The following is a 19,903-nucleotide window of genomic DNA, read 5'->3' on the forward strand; positions in this document are numbered from 1 at the left end:
TCTAAAGCCGTGAGCTGCGCGTCTTTCTTTTGACGATATCGATGATTAGCAGGGCAAGAGGAACGAGGCTTTGCGTAAGAAAACCTCCAATCGGATAAATGTAAGTCAGATAGTTCATCAACTCCGCACTATTGCCGAAAACCCATATCGAACCGACGATACATAACAGCGTTAACGGGATCAGGATGTCGCGATAATTATCGATTCCGAATAACTGGCTGACGCTTATGCTTAGGATGAACAGCGATACTGACAATTTAACGAAAGTACCCGTCACCCACATCGAAACAGCTAGCGCCTCCAACCGTTCGAGCGAACCTTCGAATCCGACGTATTGGATGACGGTCAGAAAAGAATAGGTTAGCTTACCCGACAGAGGGCCAAGCACCATAATCGTTACCAAGATGGTGGTCAATATTAGCGCTGATATGCCGAAAAGCGCGAACAAGCTAACCTTGAACGCCTTTTTCGGTTGATTCAAATAGGGAAGCAACCATCCCAATATGAATATTTGGTTCGTGAAGGCTCCAGTCGGACCGACTGCCCCTTGCAGGATCGGCAAGAATCCATGTCCTATAATCGGCTTTAGATGCCCGGGATCTGCATCCCTCGCCGCTAGTAACAAGAGAGGAATCAAGAAGAGCAGAATCAGAGGCGTAAGAAACCCGTTGCATCTTGCGAGGACCTCGATTCCCTTATATACGATTAGCGCACATACAGTCAAGATAGTTAGGCTCCCAATGATCCAGGGGGTCATCGGCAATAAAAACGTATTAATAAACATGTTATGTTGAGTGGTCATGATCGATATGGACATAAACCAAAAATAGATGTAATACAGCCCCAGCAATTTGCCGGGGATCGTCCCTATGATTTTTGAACTGTATTGGATTATGGTTAAACCCGGGTAACGGTTTGCCAGCGCGGTCATCACTAATATGCTGAAGAGTCCCGACAAAATGGCGGGAAATACGGACAGCCAAGCGGCCTGATCGGCAAAGTCCGCTATCACGCCAGGAATAGTGAGGATGATCGTGGAGACGACAAAAGTAAATTGCAGCAAGCCTAACTCGACACCCGTGATTTTTTCCGTCGTTTGCATCTGCGCTTTACCCCTGGCTTCAATAAGTTAATTCCAAGTGTCGGCTTATCGAAACCCGCTTAAACGTGTAGAGAAAACATCGAAAGCCCCCGGCGATCCTGCCTATAGAAGGATGATCGGGGGCTTGCGAATTCTCATGCGCTTAGGCGTACGTGTCGAATAGACTGCGGACGACAAGCTGTTCACGGAATTGCGACAGCGTTAGCGGTACCGACAGGCTGCTCTTCGGCACGATAACCCGCTTGGCGCTGGACGCAGAGAGATCGAAGACGTTATCGCTCCATGACGCGTCCGCATCGCGCAGATCAAGCGATACGAACTTGGCGAATGCTTCGGCGCTTAGGCTAACGGCGTAGTGGTCTTCCTCGTCGGCGACGACGGCTGCGATTTACTCCCCGACCGCAATTGTACATTATTATGCTACGACTTCTGATAACTGCGGCGGAAGGCGCCCGGTGTGAGCCGTTCCAGACTCTTAAATATTGCTCCATAATAGCTGGCAGTTTCGAAGCCGACTTGACGAGCGATTTCTTGCATCCCCCGTTGCGCATTGTCGAGCAGCAGTTCCTTGCTCTTGTTGATCCTTACCTGATTGACATAGCTGATGGGACGAATGCCGGTGGTCTTCTTGAACAAATGGCAGAAGTATTCCGGCGTAACGCACATCAGTTCGGCGAGCGTCTGCAAAGAAATCTCGTCTGCATAATGCTTATCAATATAATCCAAGACCGGCTTTAATCGATCATACTGCTGCCCGACGGTATCGCTCCCCTCGATAGAGACACGTTGAATAATCTCTGTCAATAACGTATAGAGGATGGCGGAACAGGCGTAATTGCTTAACGTATGCTCTTGCGGCGTAAGGGCAGCTTGCAGCAGTTCTCGCAATCGGGATTGAAGGTATTCAGGCGATGAGAGCGTGAATACGCATGTTTCTACAATGCCGACTGTTTCAAACAAGCTGGCTATTCCGCTGCCATCGAAGATGACCCAGTCGACTTCCCATCTCCCCGATAAAGCATAGTATTCGTGTTTCTGGCCGGGGAACAGCAACATGCCCATGCCTTGCTTGACGATATGTTCCGTTTCATCTAGCTTAAACCTGCCCTCGCCATTGCGGCATTGAATCCATTGATAATCCTGAATGCCCAAGTCTCGGCGTATGTGCTCCTGATCATGATGCAGACCAATGCCAAGCAAATAAAAAGGGAGCTGCTTGTCTCGGCCGTATAATACCGGGAATGCGCGATTGGGATGAGGCATTCGTCCAACTCTCCCGTCACCTTAATATTGTTATATAGTATTAATTATTTAAGATATTCACAACAATTACTATAGCATATAATCGCAATATATTGATGGATAAAGGAGGGCACAAGATGACGGTTAAAATCGGAATTGATTATTATCCGGAGCAATGGACTCCCGAGCTATGGGAGAAAGATGCAGCGCTTATGCAAGAGACGGGTGTTGCTGTCGTGCGAATGGCGGAGTTCGCCTGGAGCCGAATGGAACCGACCGAAGGTGATTATCGGTTTGAATGGTTGGATGCGGCTATAGAAGTATTCGCCGCCCGCGGCATGGAGATCGTGTTATGCACGCCCACCAATACTCCGCCGAACTGGATGACTTCCCGTTATCCGGATGTGCTGCCAATGGATGAGCAACGTCACATCATTCGGCCGGGTGTTCGTGGACATCGTTGCAATAACAGCTATTCCTTGAGAATGCTGGGTTCCAAATTTATTGAAGCCATGTCGCAGCGCTACGCGAATAATCCCGCCGTCATTGGATGGCAAATCGATAACGAGATGCACTACCAGGAATGCCATTGCGATACTTGCAATCGCGCATTCGCCTCTTGGCTACGGAAACGTTACTCCAGTCTGGAAGAGTTGAACCGGGAGTGGGGTACGGTCGTCTGGGGCGGGGAGTACAGCAGTTGGGCAGAGGTAACGACGCCGCTCGGTACCAGCAAGATGAAGAATCCTTCCTATCTTCTGGAGTACAAGCGGTTCTGTTCGGACAGCGTAGGCTATCTGCAGGGATGGCAGCTTGAAATTCTGCGCAGAAACTGTCCGGGTCAATTCGTAACGAATAACATGTGGCAATATCCGAATAGCCTGGACTATTATGACCTCTATAAAGTACTGGACTTCGCCTCTATCGATTATTATCCGAATGAGCTGCATCGCGATTATGGCGATCGTTTTCCGCGGAACGGAGCGCTGTCGCTGGACTTGGTTCGCGGCATCAAGCGCCGAAATTTCTGGGTAATGGAGCAGCTTAGCGGAGCGCAGGGCGCTTGGATGCCGATTCAGCGCACCCCGTATCCCGGTCTGATCCGAGCTCGTTCCTGGCAGTCAATCGCCCGCGGCGCCGATATGGTCGTCCATTTCCGCTGGCGGAGCGCTACCGTCGGAGCCGAGCAATTCTGGCATGGGCTTATCGACCATTGCAATGTTCCTGGACGCAGGTTCAGGGAGTTCGCGGAGCTTACTCGCGAGGTGAACCGGGTAGGAGAACGATTAGCCGGCTCGACAATCGTTACTCAAGTTGCGATTCTGCATTCGCACGATCAACATACGGCGCTTTCCCTTCAGGCACAAGCGGAGGGGGGAATGCACTATATTGATAACTTGTCGGCTATGCACAATGCATTTCTTAAAATGGGTGTCGGTACGGACATTATCAACTGGACCGAGGAGCTCGACGGCTACAAGCTGGTCATTGTTCCTTCCCTCTTCCTGCTAAGCGAAGAAGTAGCGCATCGGCTCGAGCGATTCGCAGCCGACGGCGGCACGGTCGTCCTCACTAATCGGACAGGCGTGAAGAACATGAGGAATATATGCGAGATGCTGCCTCTGCCCGGGCTGCTGGCTGAAGCGGCAGGCGTTGTCGTTAGTGAATATGATGCAATCGGCGACAGCGAGCATAGAATTCGGAACGCGGAGGGCCAGACATTCGCTGCGAAGCAATGGTGCGATCTGCTGGAGCCGAGGGGAGCAGAGCCGATTGCTTGGTATGACAACGACTTTTACGAAGGCGTGCCTGCGGTTACCGTCAATAAGTTTGGTGAAGGTGAAGTGTATTATATCGGCACTTGGCCGGAACCATCGTATTTCTATCAACTGTTCGAAGGCATATTGAGGGAAAAGGAATTGACGCCCAAGCTCCAACTGCCGGAAGGTGTCGAGCTGTCGATTCGAACGAAAGGCGAGGAAAGCTTCCTGTTCCTGATCAATTTAACGAATGAGGAACGTGAGATCACGCTCGACGTACCCTATCGCAGCTTATTGACGAGCGAGAGATCGGAGCAGAAGATAATGCTGCCGGCTCTGGGAGTAGATATTCTAACTTTATAAGTTCAATGTTTTATATAATGACTTACATTCTGCCTGGGACATTGCGTCCCGGGCTTCTCTCATCCTTGGGGCACGAAACCAATGATCGCGATGGAAAACCAATCGTCGTTGTATGGTGAGCGCTTTCAGCGCGGCTTACAATAGAGTCAAAGGGAGGGACACGATGGCCAGACTATACAAGTACCGATGGCAGTATCTCATGATCTTGCCGGCAGTCGCATTGTTATTCACGTTCAACTATATTCCGATGGTGGGCATCCAAGTCGCCTTCCAGGACTTCCGAATCGGTTCGTCGATCTGGAATAGTCCGTGGGTAGGGTTAGACAATTTCTCGTTCCTGCAGGATGACCAGTTCCGGGTCGTCGTCAAGAACACGCTCTATATATCGGTTCTGAAGTTCATCTTCGGATTCCCCGCGCCAATCCTGCTCGCGCTCTTAATTAACGAAGTTAGGCATATGGGGTTCAAGCGGTTCGTGCAATCCGTCAGCTATTTGCCTCACTTCTTCTCCTGGATCGTCGTTGCGTACATCCTTCAGTCGTTCCTCACGTTGGACGGCGGACTGGCCAACGATCTGATCACCAAGGCGGGCGGCGAGCCGATCTTCTTCCTGGGGTCGGAAGAATGGTTCCGGCCGATGATCGTCGGAAGCGGATTGTGGAAGGAGGTCGGCTGGAATACGATTCTCTATCTGGCCGCGATCACGACGATCGATCCGCAGCTCTACGAAGCGGCCAAGGTCGAAGGGGCTGGCAAGCTGGCGCAGATTCGTCACATTACGATTCCCGGCATTATGCCGACGATTACGATCGTGCTCATCCTGAGCATTCCGAGTTTGATTACGGTCGGGATGGATCAGATCTATCCGATGATGAACCCGGCGAATATGGCAGTCGCGGACGTATTGGACACTTATGTACTGCGAAGCGGACTGCAGCAAGGCTACTTCGGCATGGCGACCGCGGTCGGATTGCTTTCCTCCGTACTCGCGCTGGTTCTCGTCCTTACGACGAATCAATTGTCTCGCAAAATCAACGGCGAAGGGCTTTGGTAACCGATGATCATTTCATATAAGGATAAGGTCGCACAACTGGTCATCGTCGTCCTGCTGTCGCTGCTGTGCTTGTCCGTTATCTACCCGTTCCTATATATGCTGGCGGTGTCGCTGAATGAAGGAGCGGATGCCGCGAAAGGCGGCGTCTACATCTGGCCGAGATCGTTCACCTGGATTAACTACGAGATCGTACTCGGCAATCAGATCATACGGAATGCCTACTGGATTACGATCGGCCGGACGGTCATCGGTACGGTAGCCGGACTTCTCATCACGTTGCTCGTGGCTTTCGGACTCTCGTATAAGCTGTTGCCGATGCGCAAGGCAATTCTAAGCTACGTGTTGATCACGATGTTGTTCAACGGCGGATTAATTCCTTTCTACATCCAACTGTACAATCTCGGACTGGTTAATAACTTCTGGGTATATATCATCCCGAGTATGTTCTCGGCATGGAATATGTTCGTCATGCTGAAGTTCATCCAGGGTATTCCGGAAGCGTTGATCGAATCGGCTGAGCTGGACGGCGCAGGCCCGGTACGCATCCTATTCCGGATCATCGTGCCGCTGTCCAAGCCAATGCTGGCCGCGTTGGGGTTGTTCACGGCCGTTGGCCACTGGAACGATTGGTTCGCAGGTGCCTTCTTCGTCACGGATCAGTCGCTCATTCCGGTCCAGACGTTCCTGCAACAGTTGCTCAGCGCGTCCGACTTGTCAGCCGTATTCGGCTCCAATTCAAACCAAGAAGCGCTGGCGAGGAGTTCGCAGATGCAGAATGTCACGCTTATGTCGATCAAGATGGCGGTCGTTATGGTGAGCGCTCTGCCGATCTTATGCGTGTATCCGTTCCTTCAGAAATATTTTGTCAAAGGCGTACTGATCGGTTCGGTCAAAGGCTAGCGCCGACAATTCCGGGTATAAGGCATCATCACATACCAACTACTTTAATGAGAAACGATGGGGAGGTTGCACATGAAGAGGAGAATAACAAAGACAAGCTTGGTTGCCGGCACGCTGGCAATGCTGGTTCTCGCGACGGCGTGCTCGAATTCGGATAACAAGGACAATAACGCGGCGAGCAGCACGACGCAGGCGGGGCAAGAAACGACAGCGGCTGTCCAAGGAACCCAAGCATTCGAGATGTGGCTGGGCTGGACGGCAACCGTTAACAATGATAATCTGGTTCAGAAATATTGGCGCGAGCAGGAGCCTAAGATCGACATCAAGGTGGAAGCGACGCAAGGGGACGCCATGACGGCGCTGAACCTGCGGCTAAATTCAGGCGGATTCAAGGACGCCGCCGTATTCTCGCGCAGCGATACGGTGAAGAACGCAATGATTCGCTCCAACCAGATTCAGTCGCTCGAGCAATATTTCGAGATGCCGGACAAGTATCCTAGCCTGGCGGCGATTCCGAAGCAATATCTGGATCAGATGCGTGACGCAGATGGACATATCTGGTCGATTCCGACCTGGTTCGACCAGAACCCTAGCGATCCGTGGCCGGGCTGGGCGTCGGTCAGCTGGATGGTTCGTACCGACGTCGTCGAACAGGCGGGCATGAAGGTTGAAGATCTGTCTACGCTCGCAGGCATTGAGACGTTCCTGTCCAAGGCGGCGACATTGAAGGACGCGTCCGGCAAGACGCTGAATGCAATGGGCTTCCTGATGGATCAGAACGATTCGGCCGGCTGGAACGACGAGAATGCGGTGCTTACAGCGTTCGGCGTAACGACGGGAGGAGCGGGCGGCGTCATTCCGGTAGAGAAGAAGAATGGGGAGTTCGTTCTCCTCTATGACGATCCGGGCTACAAGGCAGCTTATCAATGGATGAACAAGATGTACCGGGAGAAGCTGATCGATCCGGAAGTCGTTACGGATAAGAAGGAACGCTACACGGAGAAGAACAAATCCGGCCGCACGGCGCTTAATGTCGGCAGCTTCTGGAATATCGATGCATCGGCATGGGAAGTGCTGGATGGACCGACGGAAGTAGGCTGGTACTATCAACCTGTGCCGTTCCCGAAAGTGGACGGCGTCGAAGCGCTCGGGTTTAATACGATTGTCAGTCCATTCCCTGGCTACGACGTATATATCAACAAGGAAACGAAGAATCTCGAAGCGATCTTGAAGTTCCTCGACTATTCGCTGCAGCCCAAAGCTGAGATGCAGCAAGTGATCAATGAAGGTCCAGCCGGCGTGTATTGGGATTGGATCGATCAACCGCTCGGCAAGTGGAAGTACATCGACGAGAAGTACAGCGGGCCGCGTAATTCCGGCGATCCGGCGCAGAAGTCGACGGTTACGCCGGAGCTGTACCAGCTCTCTTCGTATAGCAACGAGTGGTACCCTTGGTGGAACAATGAAGTGAGCGTCGCCGGCGCCGCTAAGAACCATGAGTTCACCAAGACGATCGGCGGAATGGGAGCTGTCCGCACGGCGCATCTCTATGACACGGTAAAGGCGAAGGCCGGCGGTGCGTGGGAGAAGTACGGACCAGAGCTTGAGAACTTGCGCAAGTCGTATCGCGCCAAGTTGATAATGGCCAAGAACGACGAGCAATTCGAGAGCGCGTGGAAGTCCTTCACCGATGAATTGGAGAAGCGTGCGCATTGGTCTGAGTTGAAGCAAGAATGGCAAGCATCATACGACGAACTCGTACAAACTAACGGCGAATTCTAGAGTGATCGGAGCAATCCCGGTAAGGGGTTGCTCCCTTTGCCTTTTCTTAACTACGGTTACTGGATCGGAGGTGGCAGCGTTGCTGCTGAGGTTCATCGAGAGAATCACCATCAGGATCACGAGCACGCTGCATCTTCGAGGAAAAATCTTGCTTCTATTCGGTCTCATCGTAATCGTCCCGACGATCATACTCGGCATCGCCGCGGGCTATTACGCTATCCAGAGCGTACGAAGCAATTATATGGTCACGATCCAAGAAGCGGTTCGGCAGACGGCCCAAAATATCGAATTCCGGAAGCAGGGGTATGACCTGTTGGCCGTTCGAACGGCCATGGACGGAGAGTTGGTTGCGCGCTTGGCCCGCGAACACGAAGACATGTACGATCAGCTGAATACGGTCGAATACGTCGACCGTGCCTTCCTGTCTACCAGCAAATATATGCCGGGCATCGAGAACTTCCGTATCTATCATGCTAATCCGACGCTCGTCCAAGACGGCAGGCTTCTATGGAAGCCGGAGGATCGTTTGCTTGCGGGCAAGTCCGAGACGTTATGGTACGAACAGACTCTGGATTCGAAGGGATTATACAGCTGGGTGAACGTGCAAGGCAGGTCGGAGGACATTGTCATCACGCATAAAATAATTGCCGCTAGCGGAGCCGGATTAGGCATTGTCTTCCTGCAGCTCGATTACGATACCGTGTTCGGAAGCCTGACCGAGCAGCCGTTCAACGGCGCGGGAGAACTGTATATCTTGGATGCGGAGCACCGGGTCATCGCGGCTACGGACCGAGAGCAGATCGGCACGTCGATCGGGCCATCGCCGATCCGCGATCTTGCGGAGGGGATATCCGGCGGAGGCGGCACCGCGATGGATGGCAGCCAGTATTTCGTCCAGTCGATCGGCTCAGGCTGGAGCGTCGCTGCCGTCATCCATCTTGATCAGTTGGAACGCCAGTCGAAATGGATCTTGTACGGGATTATCGGGAGCATCGTATTCTTCCTGCTGTTATCCACTTTCATGGTCATGACGGTGATGAAGAATGTCGTCTGGCGCATCCGCAAACTAGGTAACCGAATGAGCGATATTGCGGAGGGCGAGTTCGACGTGTCGGTCATGAACCGGGATAAGGACGAGCTCGGCGAGCTGGAGATTCTATTCAATTCCATGTCGGGGAAGCTAGGTAAGCTGGTTGTGGATGTGGCGAAGGTCAAGCTGAAGGAACGGGAGCAATCATTCCGAGCACTGCAGGCTCAGATTAATCCCCACTTCATCTATAACTCCCTCAGCTTGGTGAGGTGGCGCGCGATGGACCTGAACGACCAAACGCAGATTCGCACGATCGACGCCCTGACTACCTTCTACCGGCTGGCCCTCGACAACACGATCAACGTGACGAGAATCGAGAACGAACTGCAGCACGTGCAGGCATATCTGGAGATTCAACAGCTGCGATACCCGGAGCTAGTGCGCATTGAATGGGATATCGATCCCGCTGCGGCGAGCTTCTATACAATCAAGTTGCTCCTGCAGCCGATCGTTGAGAACTGTTATGTACATGGTGCGATCACCAGCAAGGAAGAAGCTGTTATTCGCATCTCGGCTAGATGCGCGGGAGATCGTATTCGATTCCAAATAGAGGACAACGGCGCAGGCATTCCGCTGGAGACGTTGGCATTGCTTGAGCGTGGCGATCGGACAGGTTCGGGTAACGGCTTCGGCACTGCCAACATTCGAGAGCGTTTGCGGTTGTACTTCGGCAACGAGAGCCGATTCGCGATCGACAGCCAGCTGGGTTTCGGGACGCGTGTGACGATCGAGATACCGGCATGCGCCGAACGGCCGGAAATTCGGAAGGAGGAGGACGCATGATACAAGCACTGGTCGTGGATGACGAGCCGATGCACGTTCAGGGGCTGATCCGCCATGTAAGCTGGGAATTGCTCGGATATGCCCGGCCGCTGTCGGCTTCTTCCGGGGATGCGGCGCTCCGGCTTATGAGCGAGCATCGGGTTGACGTATTGATTACGGATGTATCGATGCCCGTCATGACCGGTATCGAGTTGGTCGCCCGATGCAAGGAAACGGATCCGGCAGTTCAGGTTCTGATGGTCAGCGGCTACAACGAGTTCGAATTCGTACAGGAAGCGATACACGTCGGGGCGCAGGGTTACGTGCTGAAGCCGATCAAGGTGGATGAAGTAGAAGCTAAACTGACCGCATTTCGCATAGCGATCGAGAAGAGGCGCCGCATCGAGAAGGAAACGAACGAGCTGCAGGAGAAAGTAACGGATAGCCTGGATGCCGTGAAGGAGCGATTCGCCCACGATTTGATTCAGGGGGCAATAGATAGCGACATGATGGAATCCTGGAGCCGATTACTGGAATTGCCAAGCTTAATAGGCGGAATACGAATTGCCGTGTTCGGATACGATCGATTCATGGACGTCGGGCTGGAGGCCAAAGGCCGGGTCGTTCGCGGCGCGGGTTTTCAACGAGCGGTAAGCGTAGGTCTATCGGATATCGCTTCCGTTATTATAGCCAGAATCGGCGCGGACGAAGTGCTGGCCATGCATCTGAATCCGACGCCGGAAGCCAAGGCCATGACGGAGAAGCATATCGCCTTCATTCAGCGCATCATGGAGGAACAGTACGGTTCAACCATCACGGTCGGCGTCAGCCACAAGTTCGCGGAGTGGGGCGAGATGCCGCTTGTCTATAAGAGAGTGAAGTTCATGATGGCAAGAGCTCGGTTAATCGAAGGCGGGCAACTGCTGTATGAGGACCGGTTGGACGAGATGGATTTCCAAGATTATCGGGTCAGGGAGGAATATATCCCGGAGATCGTTCGGATGTTGGCGGAGTCGGACGATGCGAACAAGGTACTTGAATATACCCGAAACGTGTTCGACATGTTGGAGACGCGGCATCCGTTCTCCTATATTCAAGCGTTCGGGATCGGGTTGATCAGCGAATTGATGCGGATGCAGAAACAGACGGGGGCGTCTGCGTCCGAATGGAACGTATCGGTCATGCAGCGATTGATCGATAGCAATCGGGCATCCTCGGTGCGCGAGCTGGTGCTGGAGTATCTCGGCCATTATGCGGCAGTCGAACGGACGGAACAGGTGAATCGGCAGCATCATCTGATTCGCCGGATAGCGGCCTATATCGAGGAGAATCTGCATGAGAACGTGACCGTCAAGCATCTGGCAGAGTTGTATCACATCAATGCCAGCTACTTGAGCGTCCTATTCAAAAAGGAGACGGGCAAGACGGTGTCGGAGTTCATCCAGGAGACCCGTATGAACAAGGCGATCGAATTGCTGCAGGATCCGACGATACGAATCTATGAAGTAGCAGAACGGGTAGGTTTCCAGACGGCAGCGTATTTCGCTTACCTGTTCAAGAAGTTTACGGGTCGAACGCCGCAGGAATACAGGGATTACCACTGGCAATGACTACTGATGCGTTGAATATGCGCTAAGATCGGGGAATGACAGCATGTTGGCAAGAATCGGTTTGGAAGGCATTTGGGAGTTGCATTTGGACCCGAATAAGGAAGGGCTTCGTCAACCTTTCGGCGACACGATGACGTTGCCGGGGACGACTTCATACGCACGGAAGGGCGAACGGAACGAGGTATTCGAGACAGGCTCGCTTACGGATGAATATCTATTCGAAGGCTATGCTTGGTTCTCTCGAGAGTTCGACATCCCGGAAGAACTGGACGGCGTCGTCTGCACATTGTATCTCGAACGGACGCGCGTGACGAACGCGTGGGTCGACGGCCGCGAGATCGGGATGCAGAACAGTCTGTGCACGCCGCATCTCCATGCGATCGGCGGTCTGACGAGCGGGAAGCACCGAGTCACGATCCGGGTAGATAATACCGACTACCCGACGAAGGGCGGCCACATGACTTCACGCGATACGCAGACCAATTGGAACGGAATCACCGGCCGAATCGAACTGCAATTTCACGGATCTGCATATTTACATGACGTGCAAGTGTACCCTGAGCCTCGAGACAAGTCGGTTACCATACGCGCGCAAGTGATCGGAAAGCCGGAAGGATCGCTGACCGTATCGGCAGCAGCCGTTCATGGGGGAAGCGGGCACAGCGCGGAACCGATGTCTTACGCTGTGAAGGCAGGCGAGCTCGTCGTTCGCTACGAGCTGGGAGAAGACGCGAAGCTTTGGAGCGACTCGGAGCCTCATCTGTACCGGCTTGCGCTTCGTCTCGCGGGCGACGATCAGCAGGAAGATACGTACGAGACGTTGTTCGGCCTTCGTGAATTCAAGGCTGACGGGGACAAGTTCGCGATCAACGGCAAGAAGACATTCCTCCGGGGCAAGCATGACGGGCTGATCTTCCCGCGGACCGGCTTCGCGCCGACGACGGTAGAGGAATGGCTAGACGTGCTCGGCACCGCCAAGTCCTACGGCATTAACCACTATCGCTTCCACACCTGCTGCCCACCGGAAGCAGCCTTTACAGCCGCGGACATGCTCGGGATCTATATGGAGCCGGAGCTGCCCTTCTGGGGGACGATTACCGAGGAAGGCGACGAGAAGCACAACCAGGCCGAGCAGGACTACCTGATCGAAGAGGGTTTCCGCATTCTGCGTGCGTTCGGCAACCACCCTTCGTTCGTCATGATGTCGCTCGGCAACGAGCTCTGGGGAAGCAAGTCCACGCTGAACAGGATCCTGAAGGCTTATAAGGAGTATGATGACCGCCATCTCTATACGCAGGGATCCAACAACTTCCAGTTCGTTCCGGCTATCCTCGAGGAAGAGGATTTCTTCACCGGCGTGCGCTTCTCGCGGGACCGTCTATTCCGCGGTTCGTATGCGATGTGCGACGCGCCGCTCGGCCACGTGCAGACGGACAGGCCGGGCACGATGCAGGACTATGACGAGCAGATCGTCCCCGTCCGCAAGACGTCGGGTACGGACGAGGTAACGACCGAAGGCGGCACGATTCAGATCCAATACGGAACCGAGACTCGTACGGTGAAGACGGAAGCGGCAGGGGAGCAGTTGATCCCGCATCTGCCGGTCGTCTCGCATGAGATCGGACAATATGCCATGTATCCTCGGTTCGGGGAAATCGAGAAATATACGGGGCCGCTCAAAGCGCGCAACTTCGAGACGTTCCGCGACCGGCTCGAGACGAAGGGCATGGGCCATCTGGCGGACCGCTTCTTCGAGAGCTCGGGGCAGCTCGCCGTAGCCTGCTATAAGGAAGAACTGGAAGCAGCCTTCCGTTCGAAACGCCTAGCAGGCTTCCAGTTGCTCGACCTGCAGGACTTCAGCGGTCAGGGGACGGCGCTCGTGGGGGTCTTGGACGCGTTCATGGATTCCAAGGGGCTGATCTCGCCGGAGGAATGGCGGCGCTTCTGTTCGGATGCCGTGCTGCTCGGCCGATTCGAGAAGTACAATTACGTCGCCGGCGAGCGATTTAGCGCTACAGTGGAACTCGCCTACTTCCGGTCCTCCCCGCTAGGCAGTGTGCAACTGTCGTGGACGCTTGCGGAGGGGCAGCGCGTCATCGCCGGCGGTAAGCTTGCGGAAGCGGCGAAGGACGGCATGCATTACATCGCCTTGGGCGAGATCGCATGCGACATGCCGGACGTGACAGCGATGACGAACGTCGTCCTGACACTAGACATTGCGGGTACGGACATTGCGAAATCGTACGATCTGTGGATCTATCCCAAGGGCGTGGAGTCAGTTGCAGACCTGGTAGGCGTGCATCTGTTCCAATCGCTGTCCGATGAGGCGCTCTCCCTGCTGGAGCTAGGAGAGAACGTACTGTTCATGGCGAAGCCCGACGAACTCGCCCATACGATAGAGGGTACCTATTGCACGGATTTCTGGTGCTTCCCGATGTTCCGCTCGATCTCCGAGAGCATGAACAAGCCGGTGCCCGTAGGCACGCTAGGCTTGTTGATCGACAATGCGCATCCGGCATTGGAGCAATTCCCGAGTAAAGTGCACTCGACCTATCCATGGTGGAGCATCGCGATGCGTTCTCGCTCGTTCATCCTGGACGACATGCCGAGGGAGCTGCAGCCGATCGTCCAGACGATCGATAATTTCGAGCGCAACCACAAGCTGGGCTTGCTGTTCGAATGCCGCGTCCTGAACGGCAGCATAGTCATCTGCGCGCTCGATGCTGCCGGCGCGGCAGAGACGCCGGAAGGGCGGCAGTTCTTGCACAGCCTTGCCCGATATGTCCGGTCTGAACAGTGCCAGCCATCCGTTCGGCTGGAGGTATCCGAACTAGGCCGGTTGCTAGGTTAAGCATGAAGACCGCTCAGATTAACAGCAGAGCCTCGAACGCCTCGCGCGTCTGAGGCTACCGCTGTTTTTTTTTGCGCTTAGAAGAAAGTCTGAAAAGTGAAAGCAGAGTCGGGATTGTTGCATTGTAGCCAATCATTAGGACGACTATAATAGTGCGACGATTCATATGCGAGGAGCGCGGCAATGTGGGACAGTCCAATCGAAAATGGCATAAATCCATCTACTTCAGACTTATCGTCGCCTTCGTAGTCGCGATGCTTCCGATCTATTTGCTTGCGGGATTCCTATATCAGTGGGGAACGTCGATGCTCAGAAACGATATCGTGGAGTCGGCGGAAACGCAATCAACCAATTACGTGAACGAGTTGGAAAATACGTTCAAACGTTTCAACGCGTTGCAATACGAAACGATGAACGATGACATGCTAATCCGACTAATGGGTGCTTACGACGTATTGGAACCATACCGAAGAATCGAATTGATTAATTCCATCAGGTCGAAATTGTTCTCGATAAAGAATAGTAGCGAAATGATCGCAGACGTTCATATTTACGTTACCCGTCTCGGAATACAAATCTCCGCTGTAGATGGGTACAGCGAACTGGATGAGCGTAAATTGTCAGTTAATCTATTACGTTCTCCTTATAAGGTCATATTCGAGCGCAATACCTTATTAATGGTCGCGTATCCTCTGGAAAGCTCTAAGGATGGATTGCCTGATCTCATCGTGGAAGTCGAGCTCAGCGAAAGGGAGATTCGTCAGACCTTACAATCTGCCATAGGTCGCGACTACACAGGAGCTATCTATCTTGGCTTATCCGACGAGCGACATATTATCATTGTCCAGAAGCCCGAGCTCAGTAAGCGGTTAGACAGCCAAGAGTCTTCGGTTGGAACTGCGAATGGACGCGGGACTATGGATATCGCTACCGTCGGAAACGATTATATTCGCGTTAGTTCCGCCATAACGGAAACAGGAATTTTCGCGGATCAATACTTGTATAAGAAGACCATGTTCCATAAGGTAACGAAGCATATTCAATGGTTCTGGTTGTTTTTCGTTGTGGCTTTCATTGCGGTAGCGTTCTTCTTATTTTATATAAACCGTGCGATTAACAAACCGCTCGTGAAAATCGTCCGCGCTTTCCGGTATGTGGAGGAGGGGAACTTCGACTTTACGATCCGACACGATACGGACGACGAATTCGGCTACATGTACGTACGTTACAATGAAATGCTCGTGAGATTGAAAGCTTTGATCGACGAAGTATACAATCAACAACTTCAACGTCAGAATGCGGAGCTCAAGCAATTGCAATCTCAAATAAATCCTCATTTCCTATACAATTGCCTCTTTAGCATTACCCGATTAATCAAAATGGACAAGTTTGACGAGGCCATTCGTTTTACGGATCAACTGGCTAGATATTTCAGATTTATTACTCGAAGCACTAGAGACACCGTTCCGTTGGAGCAGGAAGTGGAACATGCACGTAATTACGTGATGTTGCAGTTGGCCAGATTCTCGGATCGCGTATCGGTGTCTTTCGAGGAAGTACCCGATCGTCTAAAGCCGATTGGCGTTCCCCGACTCATCATGCAACCGTTGGTCGAGAATGCCTTCGTCCATGGTCTCGAAAACGTGGACGAAGGAGGATTACTTCGCGTTTCATTCAGCGCACGTTCGGATGGCGCAATCATCTCCGTTGAAGATAACGGAGATGATGCGGAACTCCAACTTGCACGAATGAACGAAGTCCTTCAGGAGGTGGATTACTCCCAAGAAGTCACCGCTATCCTGAATATACACCGTAGACTTTTATTTATGTTCGGTGCCGGAAGCGGTCTTCAGGTTGAACGAAGCGAGCTTGGGGGCGTAAAAGTCAGCATGATTATCAAATGGAACGGGGGAGAGTCGGATGTACCGGATGTTGATCGTTGACGACGAAAAGCTAATCGTAGATGGTTTATTCGAAATGCTTCTTGAACAAGAAGGCGACCGTCTTAGTTTATATAAGGCTTCCAGTGCCCGCGAAGCGCTTGCCGTACTGGGCGATCGTAAAATCGACATTCTCATGTCCGATATTAAAATGCCCAAAATGACGGGGCTTGAACTCGGCGATATCGTTAGGCAGAGCTGGCCGGAATGCCGCATCATTTATTTGACGGGTTTTGACGATTTTCATTATATCCATCATGCGGTTAAAAACGGTGCGCAGAACTTTGTATTGAAGTCGGAAGGCGACGATCAAATATTATCTTCGGTACGTCAAGCCATAGATGACCTCGAAGCCAGAACGGAAATGAATTCATTATTGATAAAAGCTAACGACATTCGACGGCAGCAGATCGCGCACCATCGATCCATGTATTTTACGGATCTGCTGGAAGATCAATTGCCCGAGAACGAAATGACCGAGTCAGCCTTCGGGACGTTAGGTTTGACAATAGATGCTTCCAAACGAATATGGCTAGTTATCGGTCGGCTCGATACGGATGGAAACGCCATCAGAATCAAAGACAAAGACATCTTGTTCGCTGCCCTCGCCTCCGTTTGCGGAAGATTTTTGTCGCCGTTTATCCGGTTCGATCATGTTGTCTATTCGCGGGAGTTGTTCGTTATTTTTTTTCAACCCGCGGAGGAAGCCAATATGTCCGATGATCGGATTCGTTCGTTCGTAGAAGGCTCGTTCGAGACGATTTCACAGACGGCGGACAAGTCGACGGGATACACCTTTTCTTTTGCAATCGGGGCGAAGGCCATGCGATTGAATGAAGTTCCCATACAGTTCGCTAAGCTTCATGGACTGTTGTCCCATTTCTACGGAGAGAAGCAAATTATCGTTAAAGAGCGCAATATGTCATTTCTCATGGAAGGAATCTTACAGGCAGATTCGAGAGGCCAAGTTGAATTGTATCTCAAAAAAGCATCATTGCTTGATACGTATTTAGAGACGGGGCGAAGGAATGAAGTACAACAGGTACTTTCTGAGCTACGCGCGCTCGCCCTTCAGCCGGCTAATAGAGATCGATTTCTTGAAATGCATTACGCCACGGTCCTTCGTTTCATGACAGTGGTGAACAATTATGGTTTGCGAAGATTTTCTTCCATTCAAGAACAAATCGATCGACTGCTGCAGCCTGCGATTAATGGTTCCATTGAAGATGCGATCAAGGCGTTGGAGCGGTTAGCCGTAACGTTAGGCGATTATTATACTGCCAACGCCTTGAAGATGAGGGGCGATGCTATTGAGACGGTTAAGTCGTACATTGACGGAAACCTATCCGAAGATTTGTCGCTTCCTCGGTTGGCGGAGCTCGTACACTTAAACCCGGATTATATGGCACGTTTGTTCAAGCAGTCGGAGAAGTGTACGTTAACCGAGTATATCGGCATGCTACGAATTCAAAAAGCGAAAGAGCGTCTCTCGGATCAGCATGTTCTAGTTCAGGATATCGCAAAAGAGCTGGGGTTCTCGACAGCAGGATATTTCAGCCGATTTTTCAAAAAGGAAACCGGTATGACTCCGCAAGAATATCGGTCGCAATAAGGAGTCGTGAAAGTGCAAGCGATATCGGAAGTTTGAAATAGTATGCGTGTAAGCGGTTTCGATAAAATGAAGTCGTAGCCAAAACACTTTCTGGGGGGAAAAACTTGAAAATCAATTTAAAGAAAACGTTAGGGGTAAGCACATCGGCCATTCTGTTGCTGACCGTGTTATCCGCTTGCGGAGGAAACAACAACAATGCTGCGAGCAACTCGGGAAATGCCTCGAATAGTCCGACGGCAAGCGCGCCAGCTTCTTCAGAAGCAACTAGCGAAGCATCGACCGCGCCTATCGATCCGAATACGAAATTCGAACCGGCTGTCGAAGCGAGCGTCGGAGTATCCATTAGCGACCCCATGGCGAAAGACTTTACCGAGGAGAAGTGGGAGAATAGCGTATGGATCCAGGCATATCGGGATAAGTTCGGCATCAACATCAAACCGGCTTGGTACGCAAAGGGCGTAGACGCCACTAAACAAAAGATCAGCGTATCGATCGCTTCAGGGGATATTCCGGATATTCTCGGAGTTACCCAAGAACAGTTGGCTACATTGTCCAAGACAGATTTGATCTGGGATATGAAAGAAATCTTTGACAAGTATGCGACGCCTCTTACAAAGCAGATCATTACCGAGGAAGGAAATACGGCATTGGATTCCGCGACTTTCGGCGGCAAATTGCTGGCGATCCCTGGTACGAATTCCGCAATCGATGGCGCTTCCTTCTTATGGGTAAGACAAGATTGGTTGACTAAACTCGGGTTGGCAGTACCGAAGACGACAGACGAGCTATATAACGTGATGAAGGCTTTCGCGGACAAAGATCCGGATGGCGACGGCAAGAAAAATACGGTCGGCCTCATGTTAAACAAAGACTTCTTGGCGCCGGGAATGGCGGAGTCGCTTGGCATCTTTAACGCATTCGACGCCTATCCGACAGCATGGATCCGGGGCGCCGACGGCAAGTTGGTTTACGGAAGCGCTCTTCCCGAAGTGAAAGATGCACTGGCATTCATGAACAAGCTTTACAATGAAGGTTTGATCGAAAAAGATTTCGGCGCTAAAGACGGGGCCAAGGCCGCCGAACTAGCCGCTTCCGGTAAAGTAGGCATCAACTTCGGAGCCATGTGGAACGGTATGCATCCATTCCAGCAAACGAAGGATAATTTTGCGGATTCCGATTGGCGCGCATATGCGATCGTCTCCAAAGACGGTCAACCCGCTAACCCGCAAATCAAGCTGAACGTCGAGAACTACTACGTCGTGAGCAAGAAATACGAGCATCCGGAAGTCTTGGTCAAACTGATCAACTTCTGGACGGAGTTGAATTACGGTAACGCGACGCAAGAAGAATACGATAAGTACTTGGGGCCAGCTCCGGCGCCTGGCCATCATTGGACCGTGGCTAAAGCTTGGAAACCGCAAAAGAACCTGCAAGCTCATTTGAAAATCGTTGAAGCCTTTAAGTCCGGCGATACCTCCGCGCTTAATGCTGAAGAAAAAGGTTATTACGACAATATCGTCAAGTTCAAAAACGGAGATAACGCAAACGCGCAATTCGAGAAGGTATTCGGGGAGACGGGATCCTTCGTGGCAATGAACGATTATGTCACGGGCAATCTCTTCAAAATGGATGAATTCTACGGTGCATCCACTGAAGCCATGAAAAATCGGTTGAAGACGATCCAGCAAGCGGTGTTGGAATATTACACGAAGGTCATTATGGGCTCGGATTCAATCGATAACTTCGATAAATTCGTCGATCAATTGAACAAACTCGGACTTTCTGATGTTACCAAAGAAGTGAACGAGTGGGACGCAGCTAAAAAATAACGGTTT

General features: G+C 52.1%; 13 protein-coding genes. 10 read left to right on the forward strand and 3 right to left on the reverse strand.

The window, feature by feature from the left end:
- Position 1: 1 nt before the first annotated feature.
- The 3 genes from ACFQZG_RS06320 to ACFQZG_RS06330 form a co-directional block, all read right to left on the reverse strand.
- Entirely contained in the window at positions 2-1,102 is a 1,101-nt protein-coding gene (locus ACFQZG_RS06320) for a GerAB/ArcD/ProY family transporter (protein ID WP_378150713.1), read from the reverse strand.
- A gap of 142 nt (positions 1,103-1,244) precedes the next feature.
- Positions 1,245-1,490 carry a glycoside hydrolase family 2 protein gene (locus tag ACFQZG_RS06325; protein ID WP_378151587.1) on the reverse strand — a complete coding sequence of 82 codons (246 nt, stop codon included), beginning with the start codon at positions 1,488-1,490 and terminating at the stop codon, positions 1,245-1,247.
- Positions 1,491-1,522: 32 nt separating this feature from the next.
- Positions 1,523-2,365: an AraC family transcriptional regulator gene (locus ACFQZG_RS06330; RefSeq protein WP_378150714.1), complete on the reverse strand. Its 843-nt coding sequence runs from the start codon at positions 2,363-2,365 to the stop codon at positions 1,523-1,525.
- A 116-nt stretch (positions 2,366-2,481) separates the two neighbouring features.
- On the opposite strand from ACFQZG_RS06330, the gene ACFQZG_RS06335 reads away from it, so the two are divergent.
- The 10 genes from ACFQZG_RS06335 (at position 2,482) to ACFQZG_RS06380 (ending at position 19,897) form a co-directional block, all read left to right on the forward strand.
- Positions 2,482-4,467, forward strand: a complete 1,986-nt coding sequence (locus tag ACFQZG_RS06335; RefSeq protein ID WP_378150715.1) for a beta-galactosidase — start codon at positions 2,482-2,484, stop codon at positions 4,465-4,467.
- A 163-nt stretch (positions 4,468-4,630) separates the two neighbouring features.
- A complete protein-coding gene (locus ACFQZG_RS06340; protein WP_378150716.1) occupies positions 4,631-5,521 on the forward strand; it encodes an ABC transporter permease in 891 nt (296 codons plus the stop codon).
- A gap of 3 nt (positions 5,522-5,524) precedes the next feature.
- A complete protein-coding gene (locus ACFQZG_RS06345) occupies positions 5,525-6,421 on the forward strand; it encodes a carbohydrate ABC transporter permease (RefSeq protein WP_378150717.1) in 897 nt (298 codons plus the stop codon).
- 72 nt (positions 6,422-6,493) lie between these two features.
- A complete protein-coding gene (locus ACFQZG_RS06350; RefSeq protein WP_378150718.1) occupies positions 6,494-8,203 on the forward strand; it encodes a type 2 periplasmic-binding domain-containing protein in 1,710 nt (569 codons plus the stop codon).
- Between the two features lie 79 nt (positions 8,204-8,282).
- A complete protein-coding gene (locus ACFQZG_RS06355; RefSeq protein ID WP_378150719.1) occupies positions 8,283-10,076 on the forward strand; it encodes a cache domain-containing sensor histidine kinase in 1,794 nt (597 codons plus the stop codon).
- The gene (locus ACFQZG_RS06360; RefSeq protein WP_378150720.1) at positions 10,073-11,665 is read left to right on the forward strand and encodes a response regulator transcription factor; all 1,593 of its coding nucleotides are present in this window, start codon (positions 10,073-10,075) and stop codon (positions 11,663-11,665) included. The genes ACFQZG_RS06355 and ACFQZG_RS06360 overlap by 4 nt, the downstream gene beginning before the upstream one ends.
- Positions 11,666-11,708: 43 nt before the next feature.
- The gene (locus ACFQZG_RS06365; protein ID WP_378150721.1) at positions 11,709-14,516 is read left to right on the forward strand and encodes a glycoside hydrolase family 2 TIM barrel-domain containing protein; all 2,808 of its coding nucleotides are present in this window, start codon (positions 11,709-11,711) and stop codon (positions 14,514-14,516) included.
- Between the two features lie 185 nt (positions 14,517-14,701).
- The gene (locus ACFQZG_RS06370) at positions 14,702-16,459 is read left to right on the forward strand and encodes a sensor histidine kinase (RefSeq protein ID WP_378150722.1); all 1,758 of its coding nucleotides are present in this window, start codon (positions 14,702-14,704) and stop codon (positions 16,457-16,459) included.
- The gene (locus ACFQZG_RS06375) at positions 16,437-18,068 is read left to right on the forward strand and encodes a helix-turn-helix domain-containing protein (protein WP_378150723.1); all 1,632 of its coding nucleotides are present in this window, start codon (positions 16,437-16,439) and stop codon (positions 18,066-18,068) included. Before ACFQZG_RS06370 ends, ACFQZG_RS06375 begins: the two co-directional genes overlap by 23 nt.
- Before the next feature lie 104 nt (positions 18,069-18,172).
- Positions 18,173-19,897: an extracellular solute-binding protein gene (locus ACFQZG_RS06380; protein WP_378150724.1), complete on the forward strand. Its 1,725-nt coding sequence runs from the start codon at positions 18,173-18,175 to the stop codon at positions 19,895-19,897.
- Positions 19,898-19,903: the final 6 nt, after the last annotated feature.

It is taken from the genome of Cohnella sp. GCM10027633, from assembly GCF_042675445.1.
Classification (GTDB): domain Bacteria; phylum Bacillota; class Bacilli; order Paenibacillales; family Paenibacillaceae; genus Cohnella.